This window comes from Halorientalis pallida (assembly GCF_004118325.1).
Lineage (GTDB): Archaea > Halobacteriota > Halobacteria > Halobacteriales > Haloarculaceae > Halorientalis > Halorientalis pallida.
Window position 1 is genome coordinate 155,010 of the sequence record NZ_RDFA01000002.1, and the last position, 13,632, is coordinate 168,641.

Consider the following 13,632-nt stretch of genomic DNA (forward strand, 5'->3'; position numbering starts at 1 on the left):
CGGGGAGTCTCATGCCGGAATGTAACTACTGTGACGCGTCGTTCGAGCAGGAGGGGGCGTATCTCGAACACCTGCACACCGACCACGACGAATCGGAGCTGAGCCGCATCGACCGCCGCCGGGTCGCCAACCACGTCGGCGACGACGAGGACGGGGAGTTCCCGACGGGACCGGCCATCATCGGGGGTGTGCTCCTGTTGACCGTGGGCGTTCTCGTCTACGTCGTGTTCTTCCTCAACATCGGCGGTGGGAGCGGTCCCGCGGCCGCAAGCGGAAGCGTCGGTGAGGTCGAACAGACGCCGTACGGCCTCCAGACCGCCCACCAGCACGGGAGCATCGACGTGGTCATCGACGGCAACGCGCTCGAGTTCAGTCAGGAACAGTATCAGCTTCGTGACGACGCGTTCCACTTCGAGGGTGGCAACGGCCAGCGATGGCACGTACACGCTCAGGGCGTGACCCTGGAGTACGCAATGTCCACGCTGGGCATCGGCGTCACCGACACGTCGGTCACCTTCCAGGGGACGACCTACAACGAGAGCGACCCGGACACGAACGTCACGGTCGCCGTCAACGGTGACGACATCGACCCGTCGTCGTACGTCCTGCAGGACGGCGATAGTATCCGGGTCGTCGCGAACGCCAGCTAGACCAGCGGCTCCGGCCCCGGCGGCATCCGCCGCTTGTGTGCGCTGCGCTCGTAGAGCCCGACCACCCGGTCGACGACCGACGGATCGACGCCGACCTCGCGAGCGGTGGCGGACTTCGACAGCGGCCCGTCGACGTGCAGTGCGAGCACGGAGTCGAGCGTCTCGTAGGTCAGCCCGAGTTCCTGTTCGTCGGTCTGTCCCGACCACATCTCGGCGCTGGCGGTCTTCTCCGCGAGGTCGTCCTCGACGCCGAGGTGTTTGGCCAGCTGGCGCACCTGTCCCTTGTAGAGGTTGGCGATGGGGAGGCAGTCGACCGCCCCGTCGCCGTACTTCGTGTAGTAGCCGACCAGTGCCTCACTCCGGTTGCCCGTCCCCAGTACGAGCGCGTCCTTCTGGTTCGCGTAGAAGTAGTTCAGGACCGCACGCGCCCGGACCCGGAGGTTTCCGACGGCCGTCCGGACGGGCTCGGTCTCCACGTCGACTTCGGGGTCGATGCCCGGCACCACGTCCAGAATCGTGTCGACGATGGGTTCGACCGGTACCACGTCGTAGGAGATGCCCAGTGTCTCCGCGACGCGTTCGGCGTCGCTCATGTTCCGTTCGCGGTTGACCTCACTGGGCATCACCAGCCCGTGGACGCTGTCGGTCCCCAGGGCCTCGACGGCCAGGTACGCGGTCAGCGTGCTGTCGATCCCACCCGAGAGCGCGATGATGGCGTCCTCGACCCCCGCTGCGTCCATCTGGTCGGTGATGAACGACCTGATGTGATCCCGACGGGCGTCCAGTTCCGCCGTCGACAGGGAGAGGTCGAGCGGCTGATCGGCACGTGCTATTTGTTCCGTCTCCATCATGCACGTCCGTTCGGTCCCGACGGACTAATACGTCCCGACGCACCCCGATTTCCGGACGCGTGTCCGGTTCAGACGGGCAGAAAAGAACGAGTCTGGAGGAACGGCAGGACGGCCGGTCGATGGGCGTCGGTCACTCCTCGCCGTCGGTCGGCGTCGCTTCGACGGTTTCGACCTGGATGTCGGGCGTCTCGCCGGTTTCGTTCTCGACGGTCGGTTCCGTGAGCTGGTCGGTTTCGAGTACCACGTCGAGCGGTTCGTCGCCGGCCGCGGTCGCGGGGTCGAGGTAGCCGACGGCGAAGCCGGTGTACGCAGTGCCGTTGTCGAGGGTGACGTCCACCGTCGCGACCGGTTCGGCGTCCGCGTCGTCGGCGGGCCGCACTGCGAGCGTGTAGTCACCGGCCGGCACGCTCTGGTAGTCGGAACTGTTGGCGAAGCTGACGTCCTCGAACAGCGTCTCGTTGGTCTCGGCGACGGTCACGTCGACGGCCGGCGCGTCGGGCGCGAGGTGGGCGAGCCGGACCAGCGCCTCGTCGTCGTCGGGTTCGGTGCCCTCGTCGAGGAGGATGACGGGTGTGAACGGCTCCGCGGCGTCGTCACCGACCTCGCCGGCCGCGGCGACGGTGTAAGTGCCAGGCTGGATCGGGAGCGTCTCGTCGTAGAGGACGTCCTCAGTGTCGTTCGCGGCCGTGACGGTCACCTGTCGGGTGCCGGCGTCGACCGACAGATAGTCGCTGGCGGTCCCGAACGTGACGTTTTCGAGGACCGTCGCACCGTCGACCTGTACGTCGACGGCCGGGGCGTTCGGGACCGCGTGGACGATCCGGACTTGGGCCGTCCCGTCCTCGGTCTCGTCGGTCGGCGTCTCGTCCTGTGCGACGCCCGCTGTCGCCCCGGCGACCAGGAGAGCCCCGAGGAGTGTGGCCACCAGAACGAGACCGGCGGCGCGGCGTGGATTGTTGGCTGGCATGCACCGACCACAGGGGCGGCGACGGCTTGGTTATTCGCGGGATAGCAGCGGTCTGCAACTGTTGTCCGGCGGTCGGCGTGGCGGCGGGTGGGTTTGTCTGGGCTTACACCGCGTGCAACAGTTTCCGGAATCGTCGTGCGAAGCGCTACGTTCAAGTGCCGGGACGCGGTACGCTGGAACGTGAGCGCCGGTGTCCTGTGGCGCTGTGCGCCACAGGGCTCGGTAGACGAGCAGTGCGAGTCTGCCGGTGTCCTGCGGAGCGAAGCGACGCAGGGCTCGGGGCGTGAATGAAACGAGCGAAGTGCGCCGGTGGTGAGCAAATCCGTCGGATTTGCGATCCTCGGTGCGAACGGATGTGAGCGCCGGTGTACCATCGAGCGAAGTGAGATGGTGCTCGGCGTGAGTGAGCGAAGCGAACGAGCGCCGGTGGTCTAGTGGTAGGACATGAGCTTCCCAAGCTCATAGCCCGGGTTCAATTCCCGGCCGGCGCAGTGAGGAGCGGAGCGACGAACGAGCAGCCGGGAATTGAATCACGCGAGACGAGCGATAGCGAGTCTCGCCATCGGGTTCAATTCCCGGCCGGCGCATGTCTGTCGCTGGCAACTCGCGAGCAGCGACCGTGATCGCGGGAGTTGAAGTAGGGAAGACGCAGCGCGACCGAAGTGAGCGACCGTCTTCACGTGGTTCGACTGCCGACAGACGATGTCGGTCGGCGTTCACCTCGCGGTGCTCCGTGAACGCCCGGCCAGCGCATTCTCCGAGGAGCGAGTCGCCACCCATCGGTTCACTCTTCCCGGCCGAATCGGGAGAACAGGCCGACGCCGATGGCGATGCCCGCGGCGATGCCGGCACCGGCGACGGGGCCGGTGGCCGACGGAATCGCCATGCCGGCGTTCGCGTCGACCGGGTCGGTCCCACCGGGATCGTCGGCGGCCGTGGCCGGCGTGGCGGGTGCCGGCGTCGTCGCGTTGTCGGCGGCGGCCGCGCCCGAGACGAACAGCGTCCCCAGGATGGCGAGCGCGAGCGCCAGTCGCGCCGCTCGGTCGATCACACTGTACACGGTTCCGTCGTCGCGTGTCTGTTCCATCCGTTGGCCCCCCGGAAGCGTTCACCGTCGTCGTCCCCACGACACCCACTCGCTGCTTCCGTTGGTACCTCCATTGTCAGCATCCGAGTAAAAGGTTCGTCCTCACATCCGAGGGTGTGGGGGAATCGTCCGTCCGGTGTCTGCCACTCCGATACACGTAAGCCGGCGAGTCGGACAGGGAAAACCAGGGGACATGCACTGGGCCGACGTCGACGAGTGGGTCATCGACACGTTCTTCGAGTGGATCGTTCCCGTCGTGAGTCTGGTGTCGCTCGTGTTGTTCGTCGGGCTGGTTCGGATGCGCGTCGACGAGCCGTTCTTCCGGGCGCTCGATCTCGTCTTGCCGGCGCTGTTCGTGACGCTGATGGTCTATCAGGGGCTGAAACTCCACGAGCGGAGTCTGACGACCGAGCGGCGACGGACGGTCGCGGTCTGGTACGCGCTGGGGATCTACACGATGGTGGGGCTGGCCGGGTGGTCGGTCCTGCTGGGACTGCTGGGCCAGGACGTGCCGATGAGCGTCGAGTCGATGACGGAAATCGTCGCCGGTGGGTTCTTCGGACTGCTGGTGGGGATCGCGCAGGTCAGGGCCAAACAGAACGCGGAGGCGGCGACGCAGGCCCAGCTGGAACAGGAGTTCGTCGAGCGCCAGCAGAAGACCAACGAGGTGCTGAACCGCATCCTGCGCCACCACCTGCTGAACGGGCTGACGGTCGTCCGTGGGCAGGCACAGCTCCTCGGAGCGCGCGTCGACGAAGAGAGAGCCGACCACGCCGAGACGGTGATCGACCGGGCCGACGAGATGACGGCGACCATCGAGGAGATCAGGGACATCACACGGACGCTGACGGAGGAACCGAACCTGTTGCCGGTCGATTTCGGGGCCGTCCTGCGCGAGGAGTTGGCCGCGGCCCGCGAGACGTTTCCCGAGGGCACGTTCGAGATGGTCGGCTCGCTCCCGGAGAACTGCACCGTCCAAGCCAACGACCTGCTGGGGCGGGCGGTCGCGAACGTGCTGGCCAACGCCGTCGAACACAACGATGGCGAGGACCCGCGGGTGGAGGTGTCGGTCGCGGCGCGTGTGGACGCGGTGGTTCTCTCGGTCGCGGACAACGGCCCCGGCCTTCCGGAGGAAGTACAGACGGACGTGTTCGAGCCCAGCGAGCGGGGACTCGACAGCGACGGGGACGGTCTCGGGCTCTTCCTGACGGCGTCGGTCCTCGAACAGTACGGCGGCCGGGCCTGGATCGGCGACAGGACGGAAGGGACCGTCGTGAACCTCGAACTGCCCCGTTGACTACTCCAGGAAGTCGGGAAACTCCGTCTGTTCGGGGTCCCGATCCGGCTGGTCGGTCATCTCGGGCGGGTCGGAGACGGCCGAGGGGAGGTCGGTCGCCCTGCTGGTCGTGTCCTCGTCGTCGGACGGTTCGACGTCGTCGAGTTCGGCGCTGATGACCGCCTCCCAGATCTCCTCGGCGTCGGTGGCGTTGTCGACGGCGCGTTTGCGTTTGGTTCCTTTCTGTTTGCCCTCCTTGTAGGCGAGTTCGACGATGCTGGCGTCGTAGTTGGTCCCCATCGCCTGGTGAACGGCCTCGTACTCGTCTTCGTTGCGCTGGCCCAGCGAGGCGGCGACGCCGAGCGCGAAGGCGCGCTCCATAGCCTCTTCGCGGTCGAGGTGATCCCAGTCGGTATCGAAGCGGTCCTCGTAGAGGTTCATCGCTGTACTTTCTCGTTGGGATGGACTCGCAACCCCTTGTCCGAGAAGCCGATCTTGTGGATGTCACAGTCGATCGCCGTGCCACGCATCTTGATAGTCTGGACGCCGCGTGTCATCCCGCCGGCCTCCATGTAGTTGTGGAAGAAGATCACCCCGTGGGCGAGGTAGTGCTCGTCGGAGTAGGAGGTCGGGTCGGTCATCTCCGAGATGAGCAGGATGGTGGTGTCGGTCTGTTTCAGCGAGGAGAGAAAGCCCGTGATCTCCTCGGACATGTCCGCGAAGAAGTGCTGGAGCAACATCGTCGAGTCGATGACCGCGCGGTCGATGTCGTTAGACTCGATGAACGCCTTCAGCCGGTTGGTCAGCCCCCCGTCCGTCCCGAACTGGGTGATCGTCCGCTTGCCGGCCTCGGTCACGAGATTGAGAAACTGCACTCGATCCGAGCGCATCACCTTCTCGAAGCCGAAATCGAAGTTCGACATGTCGTTGATGAGTTCGTCTTTCGACTCGTGCATCGTGACGTACAGGCAGTTCTCGCCGTTGCGGGCACCCTCCGTGATGAACATCGAAGAGAACGTCGTCTTCCCGCTCCCCGGCGGCCCACTGACCACGTACAGCCGGTTCGCCGGGAGGCCGCCCTCGACGATCTCGTCGAAACCGGGGACACCGCTCGAAACGCGCATACCGGAACAGATCCATCTCGGAATATAGGTGTTCCTGCTGTGTTCTCACGATTGAGAACAGTACGGCGTCACCGCCGGGTGGTGGCCCGCCTCACCGGCCCGACGGCCGGGCGGCGTCGGCGGGATCGAGGGTCAGGAGTCGGTCGGTCGCGTCGCCGTCGAACTGGAGGGGGCGTCGCCACCACGGGCCCTTCCCGGAGTCGGCCGAGAAGGCGGTCACGACGGCGTTGGCCTCGCTCCCGGCGTCGGGAGTGCTCAGTGGGACGGCGGTGTCGTACAGTTCCGACGCATCGGGGTCGCCCTGGACCAGCACGCGGGCGTCGAACGGGTCGCGTTTGACGTGTGCGTTGTTGGCGAAAACGGATCGAGCCTCGGCGTCGGCGGGGAGATCCCTGTACCCGTCGCCGGTGAGTGGGTCACGGGCGAGTCGGAACTGACCGATCAGGAACGCACCCCACTCGGGCGGGGCCCAGTCGGGCCGGTCGCCGTCGGTGGCGAGTGTGGCGTAGAACAGCAGGTAGTCGCCGGCCGACAGGTCGGCGATGGGACCGGCTTTCACGCCGTGTGGATCGCCGTAGGTGTACCGTTCACAGCGAGGATACTCCGCGAACTCCGGGTCGAGGTGGACGGGGTGGGACCGGTAGTCCGCGGGCACGTCGGTGGTCAGGTCGAGGTCGGCGTAGGTCGGGACGCTCGCGTCGGCGTGGGTGGGTTCCGGTTCGGGGATGGGGACGTACTCGAAGGTACCGTCGGGAAAGAGCGGGCCGCGGACGCCGGGCTCGTTGGTGTTGGCGGCGACGTTGATGGCGACGCTTCGCATACCGGCCGGTCGGCGGTCGCGGGGAAAACCTCGTCGCTACCGGAGCGGCGAGACGCAGTGTTTGCAGTACCGATACGTCGCTTCGTGTTCGTTGAACGTGCCGCAGTGCTGGCACACCGTGCCATCGTCGTCGCGCGTCCGGCGACTCGTCTGGTCTCGCTCCAGTCCGTCGGTCGCGGCCGAGTACTGCTCACCAGAGCCCGTCGAGGCCCCGTCGACCGACGGTTCGCTGTCCCGGAAATACCGGTAGACCAGCAACTGGAGCAGACTGAATCCGACGATGTACGCCACGATCCAGGTCCAGACCTCCATAGCATGTGATAGGGTGTCACGGTACTTGGCTCTTCCGTCGGTTGCAAGGGGTGAGGGGAAGTCGGCCGGACGGTCCGCTCACGACCCGAGGTAGTAGCCCCGGACGTGGAAGAGGGAGGCCAGCAGGAGGACGGTGAGCAGGATCGAGACCAGTTCGGGCACGCTCCACGGCGGGATCATCCGGATCAGGGTCCCCGCGGTGTAGAACACGACCATCAGGTACCAGGCCCACGTCTTGAGCGTCCACAGGCCGTAGACGACCACCCCCATCAGCAGGAGCATCCCGATGCCAAAGGCCGCGACGATCAGCCCGATCAGTCCAGTCGTGTACTGCCCCACCGAGAGAACGAGCCCGAATATTGCGAAGATTCCGACGACGACGCTCAGACCGCACAGAAGCTTGATACCGAGCGGAGCCGACCCCGTCGTCGATTCCCTGGACGGATACGACCGCTGTGCCATACCCAGCGGTCAGACGCACTCCGAATAAAAATTAGGTTTCTTACAGGTGAAGAGATCAAGGGGCGCTCAGGCGTCGGGCGGCGAGCGGTCGCGCTGGAACTCGTCGAACACGTCCACGTCGGGTACGTCGTACTCGACGACGCGTTCGTCGCTGCGGTCGACGTTGGCGTCCTCGATGGGGTCGGCGACGCTCTCCCAGCCGTCCTTGACCGCGATGGAGTTGGCGGGCTGGCCGGCGGCGATGTGGTGGGCCGGGACGTCCTTGCCGGCGATGGACTTGGCCGCGAGGATGGAGTTCTCACCCATGCGCACGCCCGCCCGCACCATCGAGTCGTAGGTGACGCGCACGTCGTCCTCGATGATGGTGTGGTAGTTGGTGACCTCTGTCTGGTCCACGACGTCGTGGTCGTGGGTGTAGACGTGGGCGTTGTCGGAGATCGACACGCGGTCGCCGACGGTGAGTTTCCCGCGGTCGTCGAGGTGGACGTCGTCGTGGACGACGACGTTGTCGCCCAGTTCGATGTTGTGGCCGAAGGTGAAGGTGATGCCCTTGAACAGCCGGAGGTCGTCACCCGCGTCGGCGAACAGGTGGTCGGCGAGCATCTGCCGGAAGCGCAGGGCGAAGGCGATGTTGTCGGCCATCGGCGTGGCGTCGAACTGCCGCCAGAGCCACTGGAGGTACTTCGAGCGCTCGTACTCGCCCTCGTCCATGGCGGCGACCTCGGCGTAGTACTCGCTCTCCAGGGTGGCGTTACAGGGGTCGTACCCCTGCAGGCGGACGCGTTCGGCCGGCGACACCGACTCGCCGGACTGCCAGCGTTCGTAGGCCTGTCGGTCGCCGTGGAGGTCCACGAGCACGTCTTCGACTACGTCGCATGTGTTCTCGTCACTGCTGAGGCGCTCGTCGACCTCGCCGATGAACGCCCGGAGCCCCTCCTCGGCCAGGGGCGGCAACGAGACGTGACGCTTCGTCATACCCACTGCATCGGAACCCGCGTTGATAGGGGTTTTCGTTACTCTCCGGACCGTTACCGGAAAGTAACCACCGCACACGTTCGGCCGGCCCACGCGACCCGAGCCGCCCGTTCGCACCCGCAGACAACCCCCTACGTTCATCCCCTCGGCAGTGGACACACCGCCCATGGCCGACGAGCGCGGGCCCGACGAGGGGATGTCGGACCCGGACGACGCGACGCCGAACGAGGAGGAACGTGCCGGACGGGACCCGGAACCCGACGAACCCACGGCGGCGGGAGCCGACGGACGCGGCGTCGTCGGCCTCGTCGTGAGCGCCTTCTGGAACCGGCGGGAGCGCCGTCTCCGACTTCTCTGGCGGTTCGCGATCGGTGCCGGCCTGCTGGTGTTCGCCAACCTCGTCGTCGGCTCGCTGTTGATCGCGACCCTGGGCGGCATCGGCGGCGTCGTCGGTCAGAGCCTGTTTTTCGTGACGGTCCTGATCGCACTGCCCACGGCGAGTTACCTCGTCGGACGGCGGCCGCTCGACGCGCTCGGGCTGGACGTGGACCGCCAGTGGCTCCGCGACGCCGGCTTCGGGCTGGCGCTGGGCGTCGTCCTCCCGACGCTACTGGCCGGCGTCACCTTCCTCACCGGCTGGCTGCGGGTCACGGGGACGCTCGTCCGCGACGCCGACGCCGGCATCGCGTTCGGGGCTCTCTCGACGCCGGTGAGCCTGCTCGCGGTCGCGCTCTTCTTTCTCGGCGTCGCGGTGTCCGAGGAACTGCTCGTGCGGGGCTACCTCCTGACGAACCTGGCGGAGTCGCTGGGCGGGTTCGAGCGGATCGGCCGTCGCCGGGCCATCCTGCTCGCGACGCTCGCGACCGCCGCCCTGTTCGGCCTGCTCCACGCGACGAACCCGAACGCGAGCGTCATCTCGATCACGAACATCACGCTCTTTGGCATCCTGCTCGGGCTGGCGTACGTCTGGACCGACCGGCTGGGCGTGGCTATCGGCCTCCATCTCGCCTGGAACACCGTCGTCGGCGGGGTCTACGGCCTCCCCGTCAGCGGGATCACCGTCGGCGCGACCGTGCTGGCGACGGAGACGACCGGCCCCGCGCTCCTCACCGGCGGGGCGTTCGGCCCGGAGGGCGGCCTGCTCGTCCTGCTGGCGCTCGTCGTCGGCACGGGCCTGACCGCGTGGTGGGTCCGCCGGGCCTACGGCGATCTGACGCTCCGGGAGTCCGTCGCGGTGCCGACCCTGCGGGAGTAGCGATCAGCGAGCGAGCAGGCCGCCCCGCCGTCGCCAGGCGAGGACGGTCCAGGTACTCAGCGAGAGACAGAGCGCCGCGACGGCGACGATCACCGCGTCGCTCCCCCAGGCGAGATACGCGATCGCGATCAGGGCGACCAGGATTCCCACGAGCAGGGCAACCACGAGCGTGAGCCGTCGGTGGAGGGTGTCGTCCATACCGTCACCGATGATGTCACCGAAAGGTAACTTTTGGCAATCACACCCGCTAAGTGCGAGGGGTTCGTATCGGGAGCCATGAACCAGCGCGAACTCGGAAACTCGGGCGTCGAGGTCAGCGAAGTCGGTTTCGGTGCCTGGGTCGTCGGCACCGACTGGTGGGGCGACCGCTCCCGCGAGCAGGCCGTCGACATGGTCCAGCACGCCCTCGATCGGGGGATCACCTTCTTCGACACGGGCGACGTGTACGGCCACGGTGACTCGGAGGAGCTCGTCGGCGAGGCCCTCGCCGAACACCGCGAGGAAGTCACCGTCTCCACGAAGGTCGGCTACGACTTCTACAACAACCCGCAGGCCGGCCACGGCGAACTCCCCAAGCGCGTCGATCCCGAGTGGATCCACACGGCACTGGACCGCTCGCTCGAGAGATTGGATATGGACTACGTCGACGTGTTGATGCTGCACAACGCCAACGTCGACGAGGTCACCCCGGACGTGCTGGAGACGCTGGACGAGCTCCGCGAGGAGGGCAAGGTCGAGGCCATCGGCTGGGCGCTCGGGCCCTCCATCGGCTGGCTCGCCGAGGCCACCGAGGCCGTCGAGCAGGAGTTCGACGCCCTCCAGCTCGTGTTCAACGTGTTCGAGCAGACGCCGGGTCGCCACGCCATCGAGGAGGTCCGCCGGCTCGACGCCGACACCTCCGTCCTCCCGCGCGTGCCCCACTCTTCGGGCCTCCTGAACGAGCAGGTCACCCCCGAGACGGAACTGGGGAAGGGCGACCACCGCGCGCACCGACCCCAGGAGTGGTACGAGACGGGCTGGGACAAAGTCGACAACCTGCGCTTTTTGGAACGCGACGGCGAGCGCACGATGGGGCAGGCCTCGATCCAGTGGCTGCTGGCCTTCGACGAGGTGGCCAGCGTGACCCCCACCTTCCGAACCACGGACGACATCGACGAGTGGGCCGGTGCGGCCGACACGCCCGCTCTCTCCGAGGAAGAGTTCCAGCGCGTCGAGGAGCTCGCCGCGGACAACTTCGGCGTCGACCGCGACGACGGGATGGACGCGCTGCGCTCCTCCGTCGGCGGCGAAGATCTCGAAGGGATCGACGAGCAGGCTGCCGGAGACTGACCGGCGCGTTTCACTCCGGCGGACTCATCGAGTAGACTTCGTCGGCGCGGATGCGGAAGATCACCCGCTCGCTCTCGATGGGCTGTGGATACTCGTCCTCGCCCATGTACCGCATCGCGAGGGCGTCGATGTGCTCGCGTGCGCCCTCTGTCGTCACCTCCATCACCTCACCCGTGACCGAGAGGAACCGGTAGGGGTTCTCGGGGTCGGTCATGCTCGCCGAAACCGTCGGATCACGCTCGACGTTTTTCGCCTTGCGGCGGTGGCGCTCGGTGTTCACGAGCAGGCGGTCCGCGTCGGCGTCGTAGTCGACCCAGACCGGCGTAGTGTGCGGGCGGCCGTCCGGCAACATGGTGGTGACGTGGGCGAACGTCGCCTTCTCGAACAAGTCGTGGTAGGCCTCGGGAATGTCGGGCATCGACCTCAGAAGGAACGACGCCGGCCCAGTTATAGGCTTGGCCGGGCGTCGCGACCGGTGTCTCAGAGGAAGTCCCGCACGTCGCTGTACCACATGTCGTGGTGGTCGACCTCGTCGATGGCCTCGGCGATCCGGACGGCCAGGGCGTGCCAGCACAGTTGCGTGGGGTCGGCGGAATCGAGGTTGTACTCCGAATCGGCGCAGTTACACTCGCCGGCCTCGACGATGTACTCGTCCTCGTAGCCGACGACGACGGTGAAATCGCGGTACTCCTTGACGCGATGTTCGCCGACGGCCTCGATGGCGCGCTGGCCGCGCTCGCCGTGCAGCGAGACGACACGGTCGACGCTCTCCGGGGTGAGTTCGCCGGCGGCGGCCAGGTCGGCCACCCAGTCGTCGACCGCTGTCACGGACTCGAAATAGTGGCGGACTGCCAAAACAGGTTCGATGAGTGCAGAGCGCATCCCTTTTCGCCCCCGCGTTCGGATCGGAGGTATGCGAATCGAGGAGGGCAGTATCGAGGTCGAGGTCCCCGGAGAGGCCACCGACGGGAAGGAGGGCGAGGTGTTCTACAACCCGGAGATGGAACTCAACCGGGACCTGACGGTGGCGACACTACGGGCCTACCGGGAACGCGAGGGGGACGAGAGCGCGGCGCCGACCACCTATCTGGACGCGACGGCCGCCAGCGGGATCCGGGGCGTCCGGGCCGCGGCCGACGGCTGGACGGCGACGACCTGTGACGTGGATCCCGAGGCCGTCGAGCTGGCCGCCGAGAACTTCGAACGCAACGGACTCGAGGGCGAGACCGTCCACGACGACGCGAACGTGCTCATGCACCAGGAGCGGTTCGACGTGGTGGACGTGGACCCGTTCGGGACGCCGATCCCCTTCGCCGACGCCGCGGTCCGGAGCGCACAGGGACTGCTCTGTGTCACCGCGACCGACACCGCGCCGCTGTGTGGCGCCCACTTCGAGAGCGGCGTCCGCAAGTACGGCGCGGTCCCGCGCAACACCGAGTACCACGCGGAGATGGGGCTCAGAGTACTGGTGTCGGCGCTGGTCCGCACCGCCGCGAAGTTCGACGTGGCCGCCCGGCCCGTGTTCAGCCACGTCACCGACCACTACGCCCGGACCTACCTCGACCTCGAACAGGGCGCCCGCGCGGCCAACGCCCTGCTGGACGAACTCGGCCACGTCGACCACTGCCAGCACTGCCTCTACCGCGACCACGAGCGCGGCCTGCTGGCCGACCCGGGCGAAGAGTGCCCCCACTGCGGCCACCACCTCCAGACCGCCGGGCCGCTGTGGCTGGGCGACCCCCACGACCCCGAGTTCGTGGCCGCTGTCCGCGAGCAGGTAACCGACGATCTCGGGACCGCAGACCGGGCGCGGGACCTGCTCTCGACCGTCGAGGAGGAGCTATCGGCGCCGACCCACTACGACCAGCACCGTCTGTACAAGCGCTGGAACGAGTCGGCGGTCGGGATGGACGACTTCCTCGCGACGCTTCGCGACGCGGGACACGAGGCGTCCGGAACCCACTACGGAGGAACGACGTTCAAGACGACGGCGGACGTGGCCGAGATCGAGGCGGCCCTGCACTAGGAGGAGCGCTCTTCCTGAATCTCGCGGCCGATCTGGACGGCACCGGCGACGAAATAGTGGACGACCCGATAGACGGGGCGGAGGATGAGGTTGAACACGCCCACGAGGCCGACGATGCCGCCGAGTGCCTGGAGTTCGCCGGGAGAGGCACCGATGAGGAACCCGGCGACGGCGACGATAGCCGCGACGACCGGGCCGAGCCAGAGTCCGGAGAGGTAGACGCTGTACTCGTCGCTGCGTTGCCAGGCGACGTACAGCCCGGCCGCCAGGACGGCGAAGCCGACGGACAGGACCGGTGAGCCACCGATCCCGGCGTAGCCGACCGGGATGAGGAGGACGGCCGCGAGCAGGAACACGGCCGAGATACGGAGGACCCCTCGTTCGTATTTCTCGTCCATACCGGTTCCTGCAGGCCCGGGACTAAATGCGTTTTCGGTCCCACAGGGGTCCCGACACGGGACGGGTTCGGCTTCCGATGCGGTATTGGGACGGGAGGTG

The 13,632-nt window shown here is 67.2% G+C and carries 18 protein-coding genes and 1 tRNA gene; 6 read left to right on the forward strand and 13 right to left on the reverse strand.

Annotated elements, in window-relative coordinates:
• The first annotated feature begins 11 nt into the window (after positions 1-11).
• Positions 12-650 carry a hypothetical protein gene (locus EAF64_RS05955; RefSeq protein ID WP_129068069.1) on the forward strand — a complete coding sequence of 213 codons (639 nt, stop codon included), beginning with the start codon at positions 12-14 and terminating at the stop codon, positions 648-650.
• Here EAF64_RS05955 and EAF64_RS05960 read toward each other — a convergent pair.
• Together EAF64_RS05960 and EAF64_RS05965 are read right to left on the reverse strand one after the other, a co-directional pair.
• Positions 647-1,501 (reverse strand): NAD+ synthase, encoded by an 855-nt coding sequence (locus EAF64_RS05960; RefSeq protein WP_129068070.1) that lies wholly within the window; start codon positions 1,499-1,501, stop codon positions 647-649. The two genes, EAF64_RS05955 and EAF64_RS05960, sit on opposite strands and share 4 nt — an antisense overlap.
• A 130-nt stretch (positions 1,502-1,631) precedes the next feature.
• The gene (locus EAF64_RS05965; RefSeq protein ID WP_129068071.1) at positions 1,632-2,468 is read right to left on the reverse strand and encodes a DUF4397 domain-containing protein; all 837 of its coding nucleotides are present in this window, start codon (positions 2,466-2,468) and stop codon (positions 1,632-1,634) included.
• Positions 2,469-2,888: 420 nt separating this feature from the next.
• Here EAF64_RS05965 and EAF64_RS05970 point away from each other — a divergent pair.
• A tRNA-Gly gene (locus EAF64_RS05970) sits at positions 2,889-2,959 on the forward strand.
• A 293-nt stretch (positions 2,960-3,252) separates the two neighbouring features.
• On the opposite strand, the gene EAF64_RS05975 is transcribed toward EAF64_RS05970, so the two are convergent.
• Positions 3,253-3,555: a hypothetical protein gene (locus tag EAF64_RS05975; RefSeq protein WP_129068072.1), complete on the reverse strand. Its 303-nt coding sequence runs from the start codon at positions 3,553-3,555 to the stop codon at positions 3,253-3,255.
• 193 nt (positions 3,556-3,748) lie between these two features.
• On the opposite strand from EAF64_RS05975, the gene EAF64_RS05980 reads away from it, so the two are divergent.
• A complete protein-coding gene (locus EAF64_RS05980) occupies positions 3,749-4,852 on the forward strand; it encodes a sensor histidine kinase (RefSeq protein ID WP_129068073.1) in 1,104 nt (367 codons plus the stop codon).
• On the opposite strand, the gene EAF64_RS05985 is transcribed toward EAF64_RS05980, so the two are convergent.
• From EAF64_RS05985 to EAF64_RS06010, 6 genes are all read right to left on the reverse strand, one after another.
• The gene (locus EAF64_RS05985; RefSeq protein ID WP_129068074.1) at positions 4,853-5,272 is read right to left on the reverse strand and encodes a hypothetical protein; all 420 of its coding nucleotides are present in this window, start codon (positions 5,270-5,272) and stop codon (positions 4,853-4,855) included.
• Positions 5,269-5,955: an RAD55 family ATPase gene (locus EAF64_RS05990; protein WP_129068075.1), complete on the reverse strand. Its 687-nt coding sequence runs from the start codon at positions 5,953-5,955 to the stop codon at positions 5,269-5,271. The genes EAF64_RS05985 and EAF64_RS05990 overlap by 4 nt, the downstream gene beginning before the upstream one ends.
• 91 nt (positions 5,956-6,046) lie before the next feature.
• Positions 6,047-6,775, reverse strand: a complete 729-nt coding sequence (locus EAF64_RS05995; RefSeq protein WP_129068076.1) for an Nmad3 family putative nucleotide modification protein — start codon at positions 6,773-6,775, stop codon at positions 6,047-6,049.
• Between the two features lie 36 nt (positions 6,776-6,811).
• On the reverse strand, positions 6,812-7,087 hold the full coding sequence (locus tag EAF64_RS06000) for a DUF7577 domain-containing protein (protein ID WP_129068077.1): 276 nt from the start codon (positions 7,085-7,087) through the stop codon (positions 6,812-6,814).
• Between the two features lie 78 nt (positions 7,088-7,165).
• Positions 7,166-7,549 (reverse strand): hypothetical protein, encoded by a 384-nt coding sequence (locus EAF64_RS06005; RefSeq protein ID WP_129068078.1) that lies wholly within the window; start codon positions 7,547-7,549, stop codon positions 7,166-7,168.
• A gap of 66 nt (positions 7,550-7,615) precedes the next feature.
• Positions 7,616-8,524 carry an acyltransferase gene (locus EAF64_RS06010; RefSeq protein WP_129068079.1) on the reverse strand — a complete coding sequence of 303 codons (909 nt, stop codon included), beginning with the start codon at positions 8,522-8,524 and terminating at the stop codon, positions 7,616-7,618.
• A 166-nt stretch (positions 8,525-8,690) separates the two neighbouring features.
• On the opposite strand from EAF64_RS06010, the gene EAF64_RS06015 reads away from it, so the two are divergent.
• Positions 8,691-9,779, forward strand: coding sequence for a CPBP family intramembrane glutamic endopeptidase (locus EAF64_RS06015; RefSeq protein ID WP_129068080.1), 1,089 nt, complete (start codon positions 8,691-8,693; stop codon positions 9,777-9,779).
• Positions 9,780-9,782: 3 nt separating this feature from the next.
• On the opposite strand, the gene EAF64_RS06020 is transcribed toward EAF64_RS06015, so the two are convergent.
• The gene (locus tag EAF64_RS06020) at positions 9,783-9,977 is read right to left on the reverse strand and encodes a hypothetical protein (RefSeq protein ID WP_129068081.1); all 195 of its coding nucleotides are present in this window, start codon (positions 9,975-9,977) and stop codon (positions 9,783-9,785) included.
• Positions 9,978-10,055: 78 nt separating this feature from the next.
• Between EAF64_RS06020 and EAF64_RS06025 the strand changes: the two genes are divergently transcribed.
• Positions 10,056-11,108 carry an aldo/keto reductase gene (locus EAF64_RS06025; RefSeq protein WP_129068082.1) on the forward strand — a complete coding sequence of 351 codons (1,053 nt, stop codon included), beginning with the start codon at positions 10,056-10,058 and terminating at the stop codon, positions 11,106-11,108.
• Between the two features lie 10 nt (positions 11,109-11,118).
• Here EAF64_RS06025 and EAF64_RS06030 read toward each other — a convergent pair whose 3' ends face one another.
• Both EAF64_RS06030 and EAF64_RS06035 read right to left on the reverse strand, forming a co-directional pair.
• On the reverse strand, positions 11,119-11,526 hold the full coding sequence (locus EAF64_RS06030) for a PPOX class F420-dependent oxidoreductase (protein WP_129068083.1): 408 nt from the start codon (positions 11,524-11,526) through the stop codon (positions 11,119-11,121).
• A gap of 62 nt (positions 11,527-11,588) precedes the next feature.
• A complete protein-coding gene (locus EAF64_RS06035; RefSeq protein ID WP_129068084.1) occupies positions 11,589-11,936 on the reverse strand; it encodes a hypothetical protein in 348 nt (115 codons plus the stop codon).
• Between the two features lie 85 nt (positions 11,937-12,021).
• Between EAF64_RS06035 and EAF64_RS06040 the strand changes: the two genes are divergently transcribed.
• Positions 12,022-13,134: a tRNA (guanine(26)-N(2))-dimethyltransferase gene (locus EAF64_RS06040; RefSeq protein ID WP_129068085.1), complete on the forward strand. Its 1,113-nt coding sequence runs from the start codon at positions 12,022-12,024 to the stop codon at positions 13,132-13,134.
• On the opposite strand, the gene EAF64_RS06045 is transcribed toward EAF64_RS06040, so the two are convergent.
• Positions 13,131-13,532 carry a hypothetical protein gene (locus EAF64_RS06045; RefSeq protein WP_129068086.1) on the reverse strand — a complete coding sequence of 134 codons (402 nt, stop codon included), beginning with the start codon at positions 13,530-13,532 and terminating at the stop codon, positions 13,131-13,133. The genes EAF64_RS06040 and EAF64_RS06045 overlap by 4 nt on opposite strands.
• Positions 13,533-13,632: the final 100 nt, after the last annotated feature.